The organism is Candidatus Rhabdochlamydia oedothoracis (assembly GCF_019453995.1).
Taxonomy (GTDB): domain Bacteria; phylum Chlamydiota; class Chlamydiia; order Chlamydiales; family Rhabdochlamydiaceae; genus Rhabdochlamydia; species Rhabdochlamydia oedothoracis.
In genome coordinates, this window is record NZ_CP075587.1 from 1,115,341 (window position 1) to 1,131,811 (window position 16,471).

General features: G+C 36.4%; 17 protein-coding genes and 6 pseudogenes. 12 read left to right on the forward strand and 11 right to left on the reverse strand.

Annotated elements, in window-relative coordinates; genetic code table 11:
- Positions 1–45: 45 nt before the first annotated feature.
- On the reverse strand, positions 46–1,077 hold the full coding sequence (gene tsaD, locus RHABOEDO_RS06150) for a tRNA (adenosine(37)-N6)-threonylcarbamoyltransferase complex transferase subunit TsaD (RefSeq protein WP_215216974.1): 1,032 nt from the start codon (positions 1,075–1,077) through the stop codon (positions 46–48).
- Between the two features lie 270 nt (positions 1,078–1,347).
- A pseudogene (locus RHABOEDO_RS06155) lies at positions 1,348–1,930 on the reverse strand (IS5 family transposase); the annotation flags it as partial.
- Positions 1,931–2,007: 77 nt separating this feature from the next.
- On the opposite strand from RHABOEDO_RS06155, the gene RHABOEDO_RS06160 reads away from it, so the two are divergent.
- The 3 genes and pseudogenes from RHABOEDO_RS06160 to RHABOEDO_RS10830 all read left to right on the forward strand — a co-directional run.
- Positions 2,008–2,361 (forward strand): transposase, encoded by a 354-nt coding sequence (locus RHABOEDO_RS06160; RefSeq protein ID WP_220017439.1) that lies wholly within the window; start codon positions 2,008–2,010, stop codon positions 2,359–2,361.
- Positions 2,318–2,773 carry a transposase gene (locus RHABOEDO_RS06165; protein ID WP_220017440.1) on the forward strand — a complete coding sequence of 152 codons (456 nt, stop codon included), beginning with the start codon at positions 2,318–2,320 and terminating at the stop codon, positions 2,771–2,773. The genes RHABOEDO_RS06160 and RHABOEDO_RS06165 overlap by 44 nt, the downstream gene beginning before the upstream one ends.
- A pseudogene (locus RHABOEDO_RS10830) lies at positions 2,670–2,909 on the forward strand (IS5/IS1182 family transposase); the annotation flags it as partial. The gene RHABOEDO_RS06165 and the pseudogene RHABOEDO_RS10830, both read left to right, overlap by 104 nt.
- Here RHABOEDO_RS10830 and RHABOEDO_RS11125 read toward each other — a convergent pair.
- Positions 2,881–3,162 (reverse strand): helix-turn-helix domain-containing protein, encoded by a 282-nt coding sequence (locus tag RHABOEDO_RS11125; RefSeq protein ID WP_281069574.1) that lies wholly within the window; start codon positions 3,160–3,162, stop codon positions 2,881–2,883. The pseudogene RHABOEDO_RS10830 and the gene RHABOEDO_RS11125 overlap by 29 nt on opposite strands.
- Positions 3,134–3,319, reverse strand: coding sequence for a helix-turn-helix domain-containing protein (locus tag RHABOEDO_RS06175; RefSeq protein WP_220017442.1), 186 nt, complete (start codon positions 3,317–3,319; stop codon positions 3,134–3,136). Before RHABOEDO_RS06175 ends, RHABOEDO_RS11125 begins: the two co-directional genes overlap by 29 nt.
- 563 nt (positions 3,320–3,882) lie before the next feature.
- Here RHABOEDO_RS06175 and RHABOEDO_RS06180 point away from each other — a divergent pair.
- The gene (locus RHABOEDO_RS06180) at positions 3,883–4,917 is read left to right on the forward strand and encodes an IS630 family transposase (protein WP_215216421.1); all 1,035 of its coding nucleotides are present in this window, start codon (positions 3,883–3,885) and stop codon (positions 4,915–4,917) included.
- Between the two features lie 156 nt (positions 4,918–5,073).
- On the opposite strand, the pseudogene RHABOEDO_RS06185 reads toward RHABOEDO_RS06180, so the two are convergent.
- Positions 5,074–5,355, reverse strand: a pseudogene (locus RHABOEDO_RS06185) (DDE-type integrase/transposase/recombinase); the annotation flags it as partial.
- 117 nt (positions 5,356–5,472) lie between these two features.
- Positions 5,473–5,730 (reverse strand): annotated as a pseudogene (locus RHABOEDO_RS06190) (IS481 family transposase); the annotation flags it as partial.
- Positions 5,731–5,917: 187 nt separating this feature from the next.
- On the opposite strand from RHABOEDO_RS06190, the gene RHABOEDO_RS06195 reads away from it, so the two are divergent.
- The 4 genes from RHABOEDO_RS06195 to RHABOEDO_RS06210 all read left to right on the forward strand — a co-directional run bounded on the left by RHABOEDO_RS06195 (position 5,918) and on the right by RHABOEDO_RS06210 (position 9,511).
- Positions 5,918–8,413 carry a leucine-rich repeat domain-containing protein gene (locus RHABOEDO_RS06195; protein ID WP_220017443.1) on the forward strand — a complete coding sequence of 832 codons (2,496 nt, stop codon included), beginning with the start codon at positions 5,918–5,920 and terminating at the stop codon, positions 8,411–8,413.
- 198 nt (positions 8,414–8,611) lie between these two features.
- Positions 8,612–8,899, forward strand: coding sequence for a helix-turn-helix domain-containing protein (locus tag RHABOEDO_RS06200; RefSeq protein WP_220017444.1), 288 nt, complete (start codon positions 8,612–8,614; stop codon positions 8,897–8,899).
- A gap of 40 nt (positions 8,900–8,939) precedes the next feature.
- Complete coding sequence (locus RHABOEDO_RS06205) at positions 8,940–9,233, forward strand: helix-turn-helix domain-containing protein (RefSeq protein ID WP_434062183.1); 294 nt, start codon at positions 8,940–8,942, stop codon at positions 9,231–9,233.
- Positions 9,179–9,511, forward strand: a complete 333-nt coding sequence (locus tag RHABOEDO_RS06210) for a transposase (protein WP_220017446.1) — start codon at positions 9,179–9,181, stop codon at positions 9,509–9,511. The genes RHABOEDO_RS06205 and RHABOEDO_RS06210 overlap by 55 nt, the downstream gene beginning before the upstream one ends.
- Here the strand turns inward: RHABOEDO_RS06210 and RHABOEDO_RS11760 are convergent.
- A pseudogene (locus tag RHABOEDO_RS11760) lies at positions 9,483–10,404 on the reverse strand (IS5 family transposase). The gene RHABOEDO_RS06210 and the pseudogene RHABOEDO_RS11760 overlap by 29 nt on opposite strands.
- A 68-nt stretch (positions 10,405–10,472) precedes the next feature.
- Between RHABOEDO_RS11760 and RHABOEDO_RS10835 the strand changes: the two are divergent.
- The 4 genes and pseudogenes from RHABOEDO_RS10835 to RHABOEDO_RS06235 all read left to right on the forward strand — a co-directional run.
- Positions 10,473–10,655, forward strand: a pseudogene (locus RHABOEDO_RS10835) (IS5/IS1182 family transposase); the annotation flags it as partial.
- A gap of 74 nt (positions 10,656–10,729) precedes the next feature.
- Positions 10,730–10,933 carry a TauD/TfdA family dioxygenase gene (locus RHABOEDO_RS06225; protein WP_256439912.1) on the forward strand — a complete coding sequence of 68 codons (204 nt, stop codon included), beginning with the start codon at positions 10,730–10,732 and terminating at the stop codon, positions 10,931–10,933.
- A 79-nt stretch (positions 10,934–11,012) separates the two neighbouring features.
- The gene (locus tag RHABOEDO_RS06230) at positions 11,013–11,924 is read left to right on the forward strand and encodes a TerC/Alx family metal homeostasis membrane protein (RefSeq protein ID WP_215217185.1); all 912 of its coding nucleotides are present in this window, start codon (positions 11,013–11,015) and stop codon (positions 11,922–11,924) included.
- A 98-nt stretch (positions 11,925–12,022) separates the two neighbouring features.
- Positions 12,023–12,655, forward strand: coding sequence for a carbonic anhydrase (locus RHABOEDO_RS06235; protein WP_245397489.1), 633 nt, complete (start codon positions 12,023–12,025; stop codon positions 12,653–12,655).
- Here RHABOEDO_RS06235 and pgl read toward each other — a convergent pair.
- From pgl to ruvX, 4 genes are all read right to left on the reverse strand, one after another.
- Positions 12,607–13,356, reverse strand: coding sequence for a 6-phosphogluconolactonase (gene pgl, locus RHABOEDO_RS06240; protein ID WP_215217184.1), 750 nt, complete (start codon positions 13,354–13,356; stop codon positions 12,607–12,609). The two genes, RHABOEDO_RS06235 and pgl, sit on opposite strands and share 49 nt — an antisense overlap.
- Positions 13,350–14,447 carry a glucose-6-phosphate dehydrogenase assembly protein OpcA gene (locus tag RHABOEDO_RS06245; RefSeq protein WP_215217183.1) on the reverse strand — a complete coding sequence of 366 codons (1,098 nt, stop codon included), beginning with the start codon at positions 14,445–14,447 and terminating at the stop codon, positions 13,350–13,352. Before RHABOEDO_RS06245 ends, pgl begins: the two co-directional genes overlap by 7 nt.
- Before the next feature lies 1 nt (position 14,448).
- A complete protein-coding gene (gene zwf, locus RHABOEDO_RS06250; RefSeq protein WP_215217182.1) occupies positions 14,449–15,981 on the reverse strand; it encodes a glucose-6-phosphate dehydrogenase in 1,533 nt (510 codons plus the stop codon).
- Between the two features lie 69 nt (positions 15,982–16,050).
- On the reverse strand, positions 16,051–16,470 hold the full coding sequence (gene ruvX / locus RHABOEDO_RS06255) for a Holliday junction resolvase RuvX (RefSeq protein ID WP_215217181.1): 420 nt from the start codon (positions 16,468–16,470) through the stop codon (positions 16,051–16,053).
- Position 16,471 lies beyond the last annotated feature (1 nt).

The window sequence follows — 16,471 nt, forward strand, 5'->3', positions numbered from 1 at the left end:
TTTAGATTTAATTAACTTAAATTATTAATCTTATATTAAGAATTATTAGATAAGGTTTTTCCAAAGAGGGATGCGAATCATAGGTTCAAGCGATAAATCATCTGCTTGTTTGTTAAGGAAATGGTGGTAGCCTAAACCCGCAATCATGGCAGCATTATCCAATGTAAGTTCTTTAGAGGGAAAAAAGAGGGGAAAAGCACAGTTCTTTTCATGAAAAATATCTCTAAACCTTTGATTATTAGTAACTCCTCCTCCGCATACAATAGCTTTGCAATGAAAAGCATCCGCTGCTTGTATAGCTTTTTGCACGACATCATTAAGTGCTGTTTCTTGAAAAGAAGCGGCTACATCTTTTTTTTGAGCCTCAGAAATAATTAAGGGAGAGATTTTTGCAGGGTTTTGTCCTTTAATAGCATAAAGAACGCTTGTTTTAAGCCCAGAAAAAGAAAAATCCCAAGGGGATCCTTTAATACGGCAAGGTTTAAAAGCAAAGGCTTTGGGATTTCCTGTTTTAGCTAAAGCCTCAATAGAGGGTCCCCCAGGATAGGGAAGGGAAAGCATTTGAGCTACTTTATCAAAGGCCTCTCCGATAGCATCATCTTGGGTTGTCCCTATAAACCGATAAGAACCAATTGCTTCAATTTTTACCATAAAGGTATGTCCACCTGAAATGACAAGCCCTAGGCTAGGGAAAGGAGGAGAGATATTAGGGGGCATCATAGCAGCATAAAGGTGAGCTTCTACATGATTGACCCCTACAAAAGGTATTTTCCAAGCAAGAGAAAGCGCTTTAGCAGAGTTAAGACCAATAAGCAAGGCGCCAATCAACCCGGGGCCTCTAGTAACAGCAATTCCCTGAAGAGAGGAGGGATGTAATTTTGCTTGGGCTAACGCTTGCTCAATAACAGGAATGATTACATCTACATGCCGGCGACAGGCGAGTTCAGGGAATACGCCACCGTAGGGCCTATGTAACTCTATTTGGGAATAGATAACATTGGCTAAAATTTCACTCCCATTACGCACAATAGCGCAAGCTGTTTCATCACAACTGGTTTCTATTCCTAAGACTAGCATGTGATTAAATATAGCAAAATAAGAGGTATTTTTGCATGGCTTAAAACTTCTTTAAACAAACTTAAAATTTTATTTAGACAAAAAATGTATAATCATTATTATTTTTTTTTGACATAGCTAAAAATTTTTTAGCTTTAACCGAAAAATAGGATATAGTAGTGCCAATTCAAACGGCTAGCTTAATGGGGTTGAAGTCAACGACTTGAAACTTGTCGTTAATCCTATATTTCAAAACATCTGTTAGTTTCGGTATCTCTTCTAAGAGCCTGTTTAAAATCTTTTCAAAAGTAGAGCAATAAAAGCAAGAACCACCATATTCAGGCTTGTATGTAGTTTTCTTTCGCAATTTTTCCATAGCCTGCGACATTTTTCTATCCACGCAAAAGAACGCTCTACAACCCATCTTTTGGGAATAACTGTAAAAGTATGAAGTGTATTTCTTTTAGCTATTTCTAATATACATCCTAATATCTCCTGCACACTCTTTGCAAATTTTTCTCCAGAATATCCTCCATCTGCTAAAACATTTTTTACACCGAACAAATGGTTTTTATGTAGTGAAAATGCTTCTATACACCCATTTCTGTCAGTGATATTAGCGGCGGTAATGTGAATCGCATGAGGAAGCCCTTGGCTATCGACTGCTATATGTCTTTTTATTCCTGATATTTTTTTCTCTGCATCATATCCTTTTTTCTCCGCTGTATCAGTATTTTTAACACTTTGAGCATCAATAATTACAAAGCTTGTTTGCTCTTTCCGACCACTGCTTTTTCTAATCTCGCCAACCCATTTTTTTTAAAACTATTTCAAGAATACTCTTAGAATTTTTATCATCTTTTTTATTCCAAAGATGAACCTATCTTGAATTGAATATAAATTTTCGCTATGATGCCTGATCTTTTTATTTTTTAACTAAAGACAGATGACATGAGCAAGCAAGGATTAAATGAAGAACAGTTTAAAATACTCGAACCTCAAATGGAAAAATGGGTAAATCGTAACCATTATGGAAGAAAATTAGCGCCATGGAGACCTGTAGTGAATACTATTTTCTGGGTGCTTCGGACAGGAGCTCCTTGGAAAGATGCACCTAGAAACAAGGAGTTTTCTCATCCCTCAACAGCACACGCATGGCTTGGAAGAATGCAATCTGCTGGATTTTTAGATCAATTTTTAGAAGAGCTGCTTAAGCTTGCCGAACAGCTGGGGTATATTGATGCCCAGAGACTCTCTGTAGATGGTTTTTTTTTCCAGAGGACGCGGAGGAGGAGAGCAAGTTGATTATGGCTACAAAGGTAAAGGCGTGACATCGCATTTACTGGTAGAAAAATCAGGAAAGCCCCTTGCAATCACTTTTACATCAGCATCCGGGGATGAGAAAAAACAAGTGATCCCTCTGCTTAGGAAAGTCATTCCCTTCATTAAAAAAGCATGGAATCAGGGAAAAGTACCCATACTTGAAGCAGATAAAGGTTATGACTCAGAGCAAACACGTATCGATGTTCTTTCCCATGAGGTTTTTCCTCTGATAGCTCGGAAAAGAAACACCAAGGGATATAAGATCCTGTTTAAAATCTTTTCAAAATTGAGGATATTCTGGAGAAAGATTTGCAAAGAGTGTACAGGAACTATTAGAATATATAGTAGAAATAGCAAAAAGACATGCACTTCGTACTTTTACAGTCATTTCTAGAAGATGAATTGTAAAGTGTTCTTTTGCGTGGATAGAAAAATGTCGCAGGCTATGGAAAAATTGCGAAAGAAAACTACATACAAGCCTGAATATGGAGGTTCTCGCTTTTATTGCTCTACTTTTGAAAAGATTTTAAACAGGCTCTTAGGCCGTTTATAAGCAAATCCGTGCTGTATGAACCAATCTGTCATGCCACTTCGGGAATATTTTATCCCATATTGCTCATGCACATAAGCTATGATCCCTTTGACTTTAAGATAGGTCTTTTCCTGTAGGTGTTTTAGTAGAGACTCTGTTTGGTCTTGTGAAAGTTTTGATTTGCTACCGCCTCGAGGGCTACTTCCAGTTTTATTTTCGGAATCATATTCTCTGGAGGTATTCCTGAACAGTGATAGGGCTTATCCGAAGTGCTTTAGCAAGATTTTTTGTTGAGATACCCTCATCATAGCCCAAAATTACACAAAGCCTATTCCGTTCAGAATAGTCTTTTGGATGCTTTAACTTGTGTTCTAAGTCAGCTCTCTGGCTAGGGGTCAGTTTTTTCATGCTCAATAGCTTAACACAAAACAAAATATTTTTCTATACGATTGAATCGGAACCACTATAGATCAACTATTCGTGGTGTTTAGTCCTAAAGTGTGATGGAATGGATTAATTCTAAAACTTTTTGGTTTTTTTTGCCAACTTTTGATATACTAGTTTGATTTCAAATTAAGAATTGCATAACTAGTTTTTTTTGAAAAAACTGCTCTATTTTGCAAGAAGATGTTATCTTTTGTATAAAAATGTTTATACACTAAAACTCTTAATTTGAATGCAAATAAGTTCTCTAATTGCACACAAGGGGAATATAAATTCTCTTAATTCTTCATAAGCTCTCCGAGCCGATATTTTGCTTGCAAAATAAAAGGCGTTTTTTAAGATCTTAGGACAGCAAAGTTTAATGCGGGAGATAAGTCCAGGGTTCTCTGCGGAGTCTTTTTGAAGAAAACTATTTTAGATTCTTCGCTCCATTATGCTATCCGAAATGAAATGGGCAAGACAATGTATATAGTGGTTCCGATTCAATCGTATAGAAAAATATTTTGTTTTGTGTTAAGCTATTGAGTATGAAAAAACTGATCCCTAGCCAGAGAGCTGACTTAGAACACAAGTTAAAGCATCCAAAAGACTATTCTGAACGGAATAGGCTTTGTGTAATTTTGGGCTATGATGAGGGTATCTCAACAAAAAATCTTGCTAAAACACTCCGGATAAGCCCTATCACTGTTCAGAAATACCTCAGAGAATATGATTCCGAAAATAAAACTGGAAGTAGCCCTCGAGGCGGTAGCAAATCAAAACTTTCACAAGACCAAAAAGAGTCTCTACTAAAACACCTACAGGAAAAGACCTATCTTAAAGTCAAAGGGATCATAGCTTATGTGCATGAGCAATATGGGATAAAATATTCCCGAAGTGGCATGACAGATTGGCTCATACAGCACGGATTTGTTTATAAACGTCCTAAAAAGATTCCTGGGAAATTAGATCCTGAAAAACAACGAATTTTCATAGAACAATATAGGGCTTTAAAGGAGACCTTAAACCCTGATGAAGAGATCTATTTCATAGATGCTGTGCATCCTGAACATCAGTCCCAAGCCGTATGTGGATGGATCAAAAAAGGCGTTCAAAAGACTTTGCAGACATCCGGGAAACAATTGCGATTGCATTTTGCTGGAGCTCTTTGCCTGACAGGAATGAAGATTTTTACAGAGGAATATAAGACAGTTGATGCCGATGCAATGCTCGATTTTTTCAAGAAGCTAGAAAAACAGACAGAGGCTCGAATTATTCATGTAATTTTGGATAATGCAAGATCAAACAAAAATAAGAAACTAGAAGAGTTTCTGATGTCTTCTAGGATTAAAGTGCACTATCTCCCTCCTTATTCGCCGAATTTGAATCCTATTGAACGCTTGTGGAAGATCTTAAAGGAAAAGAAGGTATACAATCGATATTACGAAACGTCGGTGACTTTTTTTCAGGCAATTAGAGGATTCTTCTTAGAAGAGATACCGAAAATAACAGATATTTTGAAATGTAGGATAAACGACAAGTTTCAAGTCGTTGACTTAAATCCCATTAAGCTAGCCGTTTGAATCGGCACTAGTATATTACGGCTTCTAAGAGCCAACTCATTTGTCGTCTTTACCTATTTCTTCGGTTTTCTCCTGCAAAAAATTTTAGTCACTTTTCCTAATGTTTTTATTTCTAAAAAAATGCGTTTTTAAGCTGCCTTTGGCTCACCGTAAATAAATTCTTTGCTCTATCTGGTTTTCATCACATACTCGATCGAAAATGTGTGTAAAAGCATATAAATCTTGTTGCCTATGGGTAAATTGGATGCCGTTATCTGTCAAAATAGTATGGATTTTATAGGGAAGAATTTGGATGAGATTCCGCAAAAATTGGGCAGCAAGAGCCTTACTAGTTTGAGGATGAGCCTCTACGTAAGCAAATTTGGAGATCCTATCAATAGCTACAATGAGATAAAGCTTTCCTTCTTGGGTACGCACCTCAGCAATATCAATATGAATATGAATATGAATATAGTGGTTCCGATTCAATCGTATAGAAAAATATAGGATTAACGACAAGTTTCAATTCGTTGACTTGAACCCCATTAAGCTAGCCGTTTGAATCGGCACTACTATATACCCCATAGGATAAGAAGTAAACTTCGTCTTAAGGGGTTTTTCGTCTTTTGTTTCAGGCAGACGACTTATCCCGTGCCTTTGTAAGCATCGATGAAGGGTAGATCTTGTAAGGTGGGGAATAGTGGACTGTAGATTATACAAACAATCATCCAAGGAAAGAAGGGTATGCTTGCGAAAGGCAATAATTATAGCCTCTTCTTCATTGCTTAGGATAGTGGAATGAATCTTTTTAGGCGCCCCATTAGGAGCATCGTGTATACTTTGGGACTAAACATCTAAGATCTCCAAGCCGATATTTCTCTTGTGAAATAAAAGGCGTATATTTATAGCGTATTGTATAAAAAACTTAATTTTAATGTCTGATAAGTTAAGCAAAAATATCAAAATAAGGATTAACATGTCAATAAATTCAATTAATACATTTACACAGAAAGCTCTTACAATGCCTTTAAAAATTGTTCAGTCAACAGGTTGGACTGCATTAGCTACTGCAACTCTTCCTTTTCTTACAATAAGTCATAAACCCTTTGTTTTTTTTACAAAAAAAATAATAAAAGTTTGGAGTCAAAACACAACAGAAACCACAATTAAAGTGGATAAAGTTGATCCAAATGTAAGTTTATCTAAAAGTTCATGTGAAACCATTTTAAAGACATGGGTAGAAAAAGATCCAAGAGGCGAAGATCGAATCACCGCTCAGGAAAAAATTCGAGCCTTGCTTGGATTATCAGGATTTCAAAGAAAAGAGACTTTAGATTTAAAAAATCTAAATTTAACCTCATTGCCTGACATTTTTAATAACCCTTGTTTTCATCAGTTAAAGCATCTGGACCTTAGCTGTAACCAACTTACAACTTTACCTGAATCCTTTGGGAATCTACAAGCATTGACCTATCTGGACCTTACCAATAACCAACTTACAACCCTTCCTGCATCCTTTAGGAAGCTACAAGCATTGACCAATCTGTACCTTGAGCGTAACCAACTTACAGCCCTACCTAAATCCTTTAGGGAGCTACAAGCATTGACCAATCTGTACCTTGAGCGTAACCAACTTACAGCCCTACCTAAATCCTTTAGGGAGCTACAAGCATTGACCTGTCTGGACCTTAGCAATAACCAACTTACAACCCTACCTGCATTCTTTGGGGAGCTACAAGCATTGACCAAGCTGTGTCTTAGCAGAAACCTACTTACAGCCCTCCCTGCATCCTTTGGAAATCTACAAGCGTTGACCCAGCTGTACCTTAGCAGTAACCAACTTACAACCCTACCTGCATCCTTTGGGAATCTACAAGCGTTGACCTATCTGGACCTTTACAATAACCTACTTACAGCCCTCCCTGCATCCTTTGGAAATCTACAAGCGTTGACCTATCTGTGCCTTACCAATAACCAACTTACAACCCTACCTGCATCCTTTGGGAATCTACAAGCGTTGACCTATCTGTACCTTACCAATAACCAACTTACAACCCTACCTGCATCCTTTGGGAATCTACAAGTGTTGACCAATCTGTACCTTACCAATAACCAACTTACAACCCTACCTGCATCCTTTGGGAATCTACAAGCGTTGACCTATCTGGACCTTTACAATAACCTACTTACAGCCCTCCCTGCATCCTTTGGGAATCTACAAGCGTTGACCTATCTGTACCTTACCAATAACCAACTTACAACCCTACCTGCATCCTTTGGGAATCTACAAGCGTTGACCTATCTGTACCTTACCAATAACCAACTTACAACCCTACCTGCATCCTTTGGGAATCTACAAGTGTTGACCAATCTGTACCTTACCAATAACCAACTTACAACCCTACCTGCATCCTTTGGGAATCTACAAGCGTTGACCTATCTGTACCTTACCAATAACCAACTTACAACCCTACCTGCATCCTTTGGGAATCTACAAGTGTTGACCAATCTGTACCTTGAACGCAATGCAACTTTATCTGGAATTCCTATGAGCATACTAGCGCTTTCTTCTCAATGTATCATTGACTTAACACAATGTAATTTATCCATGGCTATTCTAGAAAGATTAAGAGCTAGAACCGAGACTTCTAATTACTCAGGACCTCGGATAAACTATTCCATCGCTGATATCGCTGATACGGATTTAAATGAGGAAAAATCTATCGAAGAGTCTTTAAAGAGTTTGTATGCTATCATAGATAAAACTCCTACAAAGTTTGCTAAACTCGAAGAAACACCAGAATTGAGCTCTTGGCTACATCGATTATCTTATACCGCTGATTATAAAGCAGGTAGAGAGATGAAAAAAGCACTTGCTAAAAAAATTATAAGTTATCTAAACCAAGCTGATACAGATACAGAATTTCGCACGATTTTCTATCAGGTTATTCAAGATGCATCTGAGACTTGTGGAGATAGAGTAGCACTCTCTGTTCTGCATTTGAGTATTGCTTATCAACTGGCAACCATTGACTGTAAAGATATGAAGCAACTAGCCAATTTTTTGATTAAGGGACCTTGGACTATTGAAATGTTAGAGAGCATCGCTTACAATAAAATCCGTACCTTACCTTTTTTTGATGAGATTGAAGTCTATCTTGGGTATCTCATTAAACTTAAAAAAGACTTAGATCTTCCTATAGATGTACAAGAGATGCTCTATTTTACATGCAGTGCATTACAAGAGAAAGATTTAAAAGAAGCTAAAGACTTTATCTTAGAAAAACAAAAAAACCAAAACGAGCGTTTTAAATTTCTTATTAGTCATTCTAAGTGGCAAGAAGCTCTTTCTGCTAATTACCGAGAAGAATATCAAGCTATCTTGGATGGAAGAGAAGAAGCTGCTGAACAAGAAGTTCCAGATTATATCAGTATTGAAAAAACATATAAGCAAGAATTAACAGCATTAACAAGAAAAGCTTTAGAAAGTGAAAAATTAGATCTCTGTATAGGATAATTTTTTAATCCCTTTTAAAACTCGCCTTACGCACTCTCTATAAAGGATCGTGCTGCTTATCAAGCCACTTGTTCCCTCTGTATGTGCGTAAGGTTAGATACTTACATAGATCTCTTGCATAAATTGTATACTTAAATATATAGTGGTTCCGATTCAATCGTATAGAAAAATATTTTGTTTTGTGTTAAGCTATTGAGCATGAAAAAACTGACCCCTAGCCAGAGAGCTGACTTAGAACACAAGTTAAAGCATCCAAAAGACTATTCTGAACGGAATAGGCTTTGTGTAATTTTGGGCTATGATGAGGGTATCTCAACAAAAAATCTTGCTAAAACACTCCGGATAAGCCCTATCACTGTTCAGGAATACCTCAGAGAATATGATTCCGAAAATAAAACTGGAAGTAGCCCTCGAGGCGGTAGCAAATCAAAACTTTCACAAGACCAAACAGAGTCTCTAACACCTACAGGAAAAGACCTATCTTAAAGTCAAAGGGATCATAGCTTATGTGCATGAGCAATAGGGGATAAAATATTCCCGAAGTGGCATGACAGATTGGCTCATACAGCACGGATTTGCTTATAAACGTCCTAAAAAGATTCCTGGGAAATTAGATCCTGAAAAACAACGAATTTTCATAGAACAATATAGGGCTTTAAAGGAGACCTTAAACCCTGATGAAGAGATCTATTTCATAGATGCTGTGCATCCGAACATCAGTCCCAAGCCGTATGTGGATGGATCAAAAAAGGCGTTCAAAAGACTTTGCAGACATCCGGGAAACAATTGCGATTGCATTTTGCTGGAGCTCTTTGCCTGACAGGAATGAAGATTTTTACAGAGGAATATAAGACAGTTGATGCCGATGCAATGCTCGATTTTTTCAAGAAGCTAGAAAAACAGACAGAGGCTCGAATTATTCATGTAATTTTGGATAATGCGAGATCAAACAAAAATAAGAAACTAGAAGAGTTTCTGATGTCTTCTAGGATTAAAGTGCACTATCTCCCTCCTTATTCACCGAATTTGAATCCTATTGAACAGCTTGTGGAAGATCTTAAGAGCCTGTTTAAAATCTTTTCAAAAGTAGAGCAATAAAAGCAAGAACCACCATATTCAGGCTTGTATGTAGTTTTCTTTCGCAATTTTTCCATAGCCTGCGACATTTTTCTATCCACGCAAAAGAACGCTCTACAACCCATCTTTTGGGAATAACTGTAAAAGTATGAAGTGTATTTCTTTTGGCTATTTCTAATATACATCCTAATATCTCCTGCACACTCTTTGCAAATTTTTCTCCAGAATATCCTCCATCTGCTAAAACATTTTTTACACCGAACAAATGGTTTTTATGTAGTGAACATGCTTCTATAGTGATTCCGATTCAATCGTATATAGTAGTGCCAGTTCAAAAGGCTAGCTTAATAAGTTTAAAATCAATGACTTGAAACTTATTATTAATCCTATATTTTTCTATGTGATTGAATCGAAACCACTATATACACCCATTTCTGTCAGTGATATTAGCGGTGGTAATGTGAATCGCATGAGGAAGCCCTTGGCTATCGACTGCTATATGTCTTTTGATTCCTGATATTTTTTTCCCTGCATCATATCCTTTCTTCTCCGCTGTATCAGTATTTTTAACACTTTGAGCATCAATAATTACAAAGCTTGTTTTCTCTTTCCGACCACTGCTTTTTCTGATCTCACCAACCAATTTTTTTTAAAACTATTTCAAGAATACTCTTAGAATTTTTATCATCTTTTTTATTCCAAAGAGGGAAATAATAATCACATCATTCCCATTTAGGATAATCTATGGGTAACATACGCCACTGGCAACCACTTGTTAAAATGTACAAAATTCCACAAAAAATATCATATAGATCAACTCTTCGTGGACGTGTTTTTTTGCGTGTAGACTCAAGTATTAGATGGATTTTGCTAAATTGTTTACGAGAAATATCGCTTGGATAAGAGCGGGTCATAACTACCTCCAAAGGTTTTATGAAAACTATCATTATACCTTAATGAGAAGATTTTAAACATTCTCTTAGAAATAGCAAAAAGACATGCACTTCGTACTTTTATAGTCATTTCTAGAAGATGAATTGTAAAGTGTTCTTTTGCGTGGATAGAAAAATGTCGCAGGCTATGGAAAAATTGCGAAAAAAAACTACATACAAGCCTGAATATGCTGGTTCTTGCTTTTATTGCTCTACTTTTGAAAAGATTTTAAACAGGCTCTAAGAATTTTTGGAAGATATGTAAGAGACGAATCCTAAATATAATCCTGAAAAGACTAAAGAGACCATTGGCGTAACTTTTGAAGATGATACGGAGATCCCAAGTGAAGTGATAGATCAGATTCAACAAATTATTGCAAAAATTAAAATGGCTGTTAAATGGCAAAGCAACGATATTTTAATTTTTGACAATACACGTATTTTACATGCACGGAAAGGATTTCCAGAAAATGGTCGTCGGGAATTGGTTTCTCGGTTGTCTATTCACTAGAGTTTTTTTAAGCATTTCAAGAAAGACCGTTAACGGTCTTTCTTGATTAGAATCTTTTTTTCAGCTTATTCTACGCAATATGGGATTATCAATTTGGTTTTGGGTTGCTTTTCATATTTTGATTATAGGATTCTTATTCCTAGACCTAAAGGTATTTCATCGAAATTTTCGTATTACGGATTTTAAAATAGCTTGGATAGTAACTGGTTTTTGGATCTTATTAGCTTTAATTTTCAATTTAGGAATCTATTTTTGGCAAGGCTCTGAGGTGGCATTGCAATTTTTTTCGGGATATTTAATTGAAAAATCATTAAGCCTTGATAATTTATTTGTTTTTTTATTGATTTTTCAATCTTTTCAAATTCCAAAAAAGCAGCAGCAAAGGGTTTTATTTTGGGGGATATTAGGGGCTTTATTTTTTCGGATTGGATTCATTTTATTAGGTGTAAAACTAGTGCATTCATTCGATTGGGTGCTTTACATCTTTGCAGTTCTCTTGGTATTTACGGCTTACAAGTTACTCAAACAAAAAACGGTTTTTGATATACAGCACTCTTCTGTTCTGAAAGCTCTTAAAAAAATTTTTCCTCTTTGTAAAGAAAAGAACGTAGATTTTTTTATCCTAAAAGAAGGGGATAAATGGAAAATTACCACTCTTTTTTTAGCTCTATTGGTTATTGAAAGCTCAGATATTCTTTTTGCTATAGATTCTATTCCTGCTATTTTTGCTATAACTACAGACCCTTTTATTATATACACCTCTAATGTCTTTGCTATTTTAGGTTTACGTTCTTTATACTTTGCTATTTATCAATCGATTGAAAGACTGCACTACTTGCGCTTTGGATTATCAGCAGTGTTACTTTTCATAGCATTAAAAATCATACTTTCTCCTATTTTCCCTATCCCTGTTAGCATTTCTTTAATTATTACCTTGCTTATTTTATCTTTTACAATTATGTTTCCTCTTTTTTTAAAGAGAAAACATTAAAATTAAAGCGTCTATAAAATTTTTGACAAGTGTTGTTTTAACTAATATACAAGAAAATATTTAAACAAATCGATCTATGTATTATTTACTATTTTTTTATGTCTATAGTTAACGCGATTTCTCCTGAAAAAGCATTAGAGCGTTTAGTTCAGGGTAATAAGAGGTTCACCTCTGATAAATTAAAGCATCCCAATAGAACCGGTATGCGTAGAAAAGCTATAAAGACTACGCAAAAGCCCTTTGCGATTATTTTAGGCTGTTCGGATTCAAGGGTTCCCCCAGAGATTATCTTCGATCAAGGCTTAGGAGATCTATTTATTATACGAGTAGCTGGTAATGTTATTGATGCGATTGGTATAGACAGCATTGAATATGCAGCAAATCATCTAGGCTCATCTGTTGTATTAGTGCTAGGTCATGAAAAGTGTGGAGCTGTATCTGCAGTTGTTACTAACCAAGCTTCTGATATACCAACTATTGCCAAATTAATCGAGCCTGCTGTAGAAAAGACACGTAATCTAAAAGGAAATCACCTGTTCAATGCAATTACAGCGAATATAAACCAAGTAGTTGAGCAAATACAAAACACTTCTGTGCTTATTAAGCTTATTGAGAAAAAGAAGTTAAAAATAGTGGGTGGCTATTACTATTTAGAAACCGGAAAGGTGGATTTTTTCGAAAATCATCTAATGGTAGCTGCTTCATCTACAATCCAAAGCGCCTTGGATTGAGGCGTACCCACTTGTTCTACAGGTAAGGTCTTTTGGCTAGGATGAAAAAGCACCTGGGCTAGCATGTATCTTTTGTTTGCTCCTAATACGTAAATACAAATATTGGAGGCTTGATTGATACAACTAAAAGTTAAGGTCATCCGCCAGCATTTTTTTTGGGGTACATAGTTAGCTATACATAATCTATCAGTGATATTTAACCCTTCTGTAAACGGGAATAGAGAAGCCGTATGTCCGTCTTCCCCCATTCCCAGCATAATTAAATCAAAAGGACGTTTTCCAAGTACTCTATAGATGGTTTCTTCGTATTTTAAAGCGTTTTTTTCGATGTCTACTTCTGCTTCCATGCGATGGATTTGTTCAGTAGGAATGGGCATTTTATTAAAACCTGCTTGCATAGCCATGTGAAAATTACTATTAGGATCATCAGGAGGGAGTGCGCGTTCATCGCTGAAAAAAATATAGATATTGTTCCAATTCATTTGTTCTCTATAAGGAGATGAGCAAAGTTTTTCAAAAATGACCTTTGGAGTACTACCACCAGACAGAGCAACCGCAAAAAATCCATGATCGGCTAAGGCTTGTTTAGAAAGGGCAATAAAATGCTCTACGCAAAAGGTCAGAGTTTTTTGATAGTTACCAGGAACGATGAGATTTTTAGATTCGTCTAAAGGGCGAGGTTTTATAGTTTCTATTAGCATGGATTCTTTAAATGGGTATTTTGTAGAAGGTTTAATACTTGTAAATAATGAGTAGAATTACCTCGACGGCAAATTTCTTGAACAAGAGAATGTCCAGCCCCTCCCTTGGGAGAAATATAACGAGCTGGAAGGGCGCATTGCTTAGGGGTGGTCTCTTGTACAGTAATATGATTTTGTTGCTCTGTATCTCTAGAAAATAAAAAAGAAGAAGCATCTTTAAGCAGAATTTCTATAGAAACGATTAGGCCTGTAGGTAAGTGCGTATGAACAACTGGAGAAATAAAAAGTTGGATAGGTCCTGATTTTCCTTGATAGGTACAAATCATTTTCTGCTGTTGCTCTTCTAAGCTTTTAAATTCCCATTTTAGCTGACAGGCAAGCCAAGCTTGTAAGTATAAAGATTGAATTTTTGCATGACAGAAAAACGTACTTTGCTGCGCATTATAAAAAATATGTAGAGTTTGCGCTTGTTGTATTCTTTCTAATTTTTCTTTAGAGGAAAAAACAGTGGATAGAATATCTCTCCAATTTTCTATTCGAGCCCAATTTAAATCTGCTATATCGTAATGAATGCTTTGCTGCTTTAAGCAATACTTTGCAAATAAGGAAAGATTACAAGTTGCTTCAGAATCAAAAATGATCCGGCTTGCTAAAGGTTCTAAAGATTGCAGTAGGGGTTCGTTTTGGCCTAAATCCTCTCCCCAGACTAGATAGACCGGCAGATCGGGTAAAATATGAGGAAGGACTAGAAAGGGAATACGCATTTGAGAAGAGTAAGATGCTTGAACTTCAATATAGTCACAAGCTACATCGTACTCTGCTTTCCCAGAAAAAAGCATAGAAACCTGTATAACCAACTCTTCTTTTTGAGAAGCTTGATCGATAGTGATAAAAAGCACACGAGAAGGAAATTTTTCCACTACTGAGTGAACAACTTTTTGAAAGTAGGCTTTACGGGGATTATCATAGGTAAAAAAGATTAAATTAAAGAGACAGGCTCTTGTAATATTTTTTGTTTCTAAAGATTCCCAAATTCTTTTTAATTCCCGCTCAATGTAAGCAGGAGATACAGGGTAAGGAGTAGAGGTCATTTTAAATGAGCCTCCATTTTCTTCTGTCTTGCAATAAAAGCTGGTCTGCAGATTTTGGACCCCAGCTGCCTGCGGCGTAATTGGGGAAATCTTTGTCTATATTAGCTGAGAAATACGCTAAAATCGGAGTAATAAACTTCCAAGAATTATACACCTCATCTTGTCTTGCAAAGAGGGTATTATCTCCGAACATGCAATCCAAAATCAGTCTTTCGTATGCTTCAGGAGGGTTTATACCAAAGTAAGAACCGTAGCGAAAATCCATTTTTACCGGTTGAATAGGGCCTGTTAATCCGGGAACTTTGCAATTGACCTTTAATGAAGTACCTTCATCGGGTTGAATGCGCAATGCAAGAACATTTGCTTCATTTTTTTTTGCTACATTTTGAAATAAAATCCCTGGAGGATGCTTAAAAACAAGCGCAATTTCAGTCGTTCTTTTAGGCAATCGTTTTCCAGCTCGTAAATAAAAAGGAACCCCTGACCAGCGCCAATTATCAATAAATAAGCGCAAAGCAGCAAACGTTTCCACATTTGATGTAGCAGAGACATTTTTTTCTTCTCGGTAACCAGCTACGGACTCTGCATTGATATAACCCGAACCGTATTGCCCACGTATCACATGTTGATTCATGTCTCCTTCATTAAAAGGACGGATCGCTTGTAGTACTTTTACCTTCTCATTGCGAATAGAGTCCGCTTCTAGGTTAATGGGAGGCTCCATAGCCATAAGCGAGAGTAACTGCATCATGTGGTTTTGTACAATATCGCGCATTAGTCCCGCCTCTTCCCAAAAAGCTCCTCTAGTGCCAATTCCCATACTTTCAGCAACGGTAATTTGCACATGGTCTATATAACTTCTATTCCACAAAGATTCAAATAAGGAATTAGCAAAACGAAAGACTAAGATGTTTTGTACTGTTTCTTTACCTAAATAATGATCGATTCGATAGATTTGATCTTCTTGTAAAAAACAGAGCAATTTTTGTTGTAGATCTTGAGCAGAAGATAAGTCATGCCCAAAAGGTTTTTCTATGATGAGTCGAGAAAACTTTTTTGTTTCTTGGAGCTTGTAAATAAGATCTGCTTTATGCAAATTTTTGCAGATCAAAGGGAAAAAACTAGGTTGCGTAGCCAGGTAGAAAACACGGTTACCTCTAGTATCCAGCTTTACATCTAAGGTTTGCAAAAAACCTTGCAGGCGTTTATATCCTTGTTCATTGTGGAATTCTGATTGGTAGTAAAAAATCTGTTCTTGAAAATGCTTCCAAAGAGTTTCATCAATGGGTTTAGCTCTGGAAAATTGATTAAGAGCCTCTTTTACCTCTTCACGGAATTGTTCATTTGTCTTTTCTTTTCTAGCAAACCCCACACAAGCAAATTGGGGAGCAAGTTGCCCTTCTCTTGCTAAGTTATAAAGAGCAGGAAGCAGTTTTCTAGCGGTTAGATCTCCTGTAGCACCAAAAATAACCAGAATACAGGGATTTACAAATCGAGTGGATATTCCAGGTTCTTGAAGAGGGGAATCAGGCATATACTTTTGCTATTTGTTTCATTTTTTTATCAATACAAAATTTCATCAGGTCTTTAGTAAAATATATACTTAATTTTTTTTTGAATGACAATTAAGATAATCTTGTAAGATGAGAGCAGCAGCTTGTTCATCGCTGATTTGTGCACGTTTTTTTCGGTTTACTCCGCACTCTGTTAAAAACCTTTCTACTTGAGCAGAACTTAATCTTTCATCCCAAAAAATAATAGGCACTTGAAAATGACTTTCTAAAATTGCAGCAAACATGCGTGCACGTAGAGCCATATCTCCTTCTTTCCCATTTAATAACAAAGGAAGTCCTACTACAATAGCCTCCATAGAAGAATATTTTGCTAAAAGATTTTCTAGGGCCTCTAAGGGTTTATCTTTTGTCTTGATATTTCCAAGAGCTGTAGCAATAATTTTTCGCTCATCAGAAATGGCAATCCCTATACGGGTTAAACCAAAATCGATGCCTAAAAGCCTACCCAAG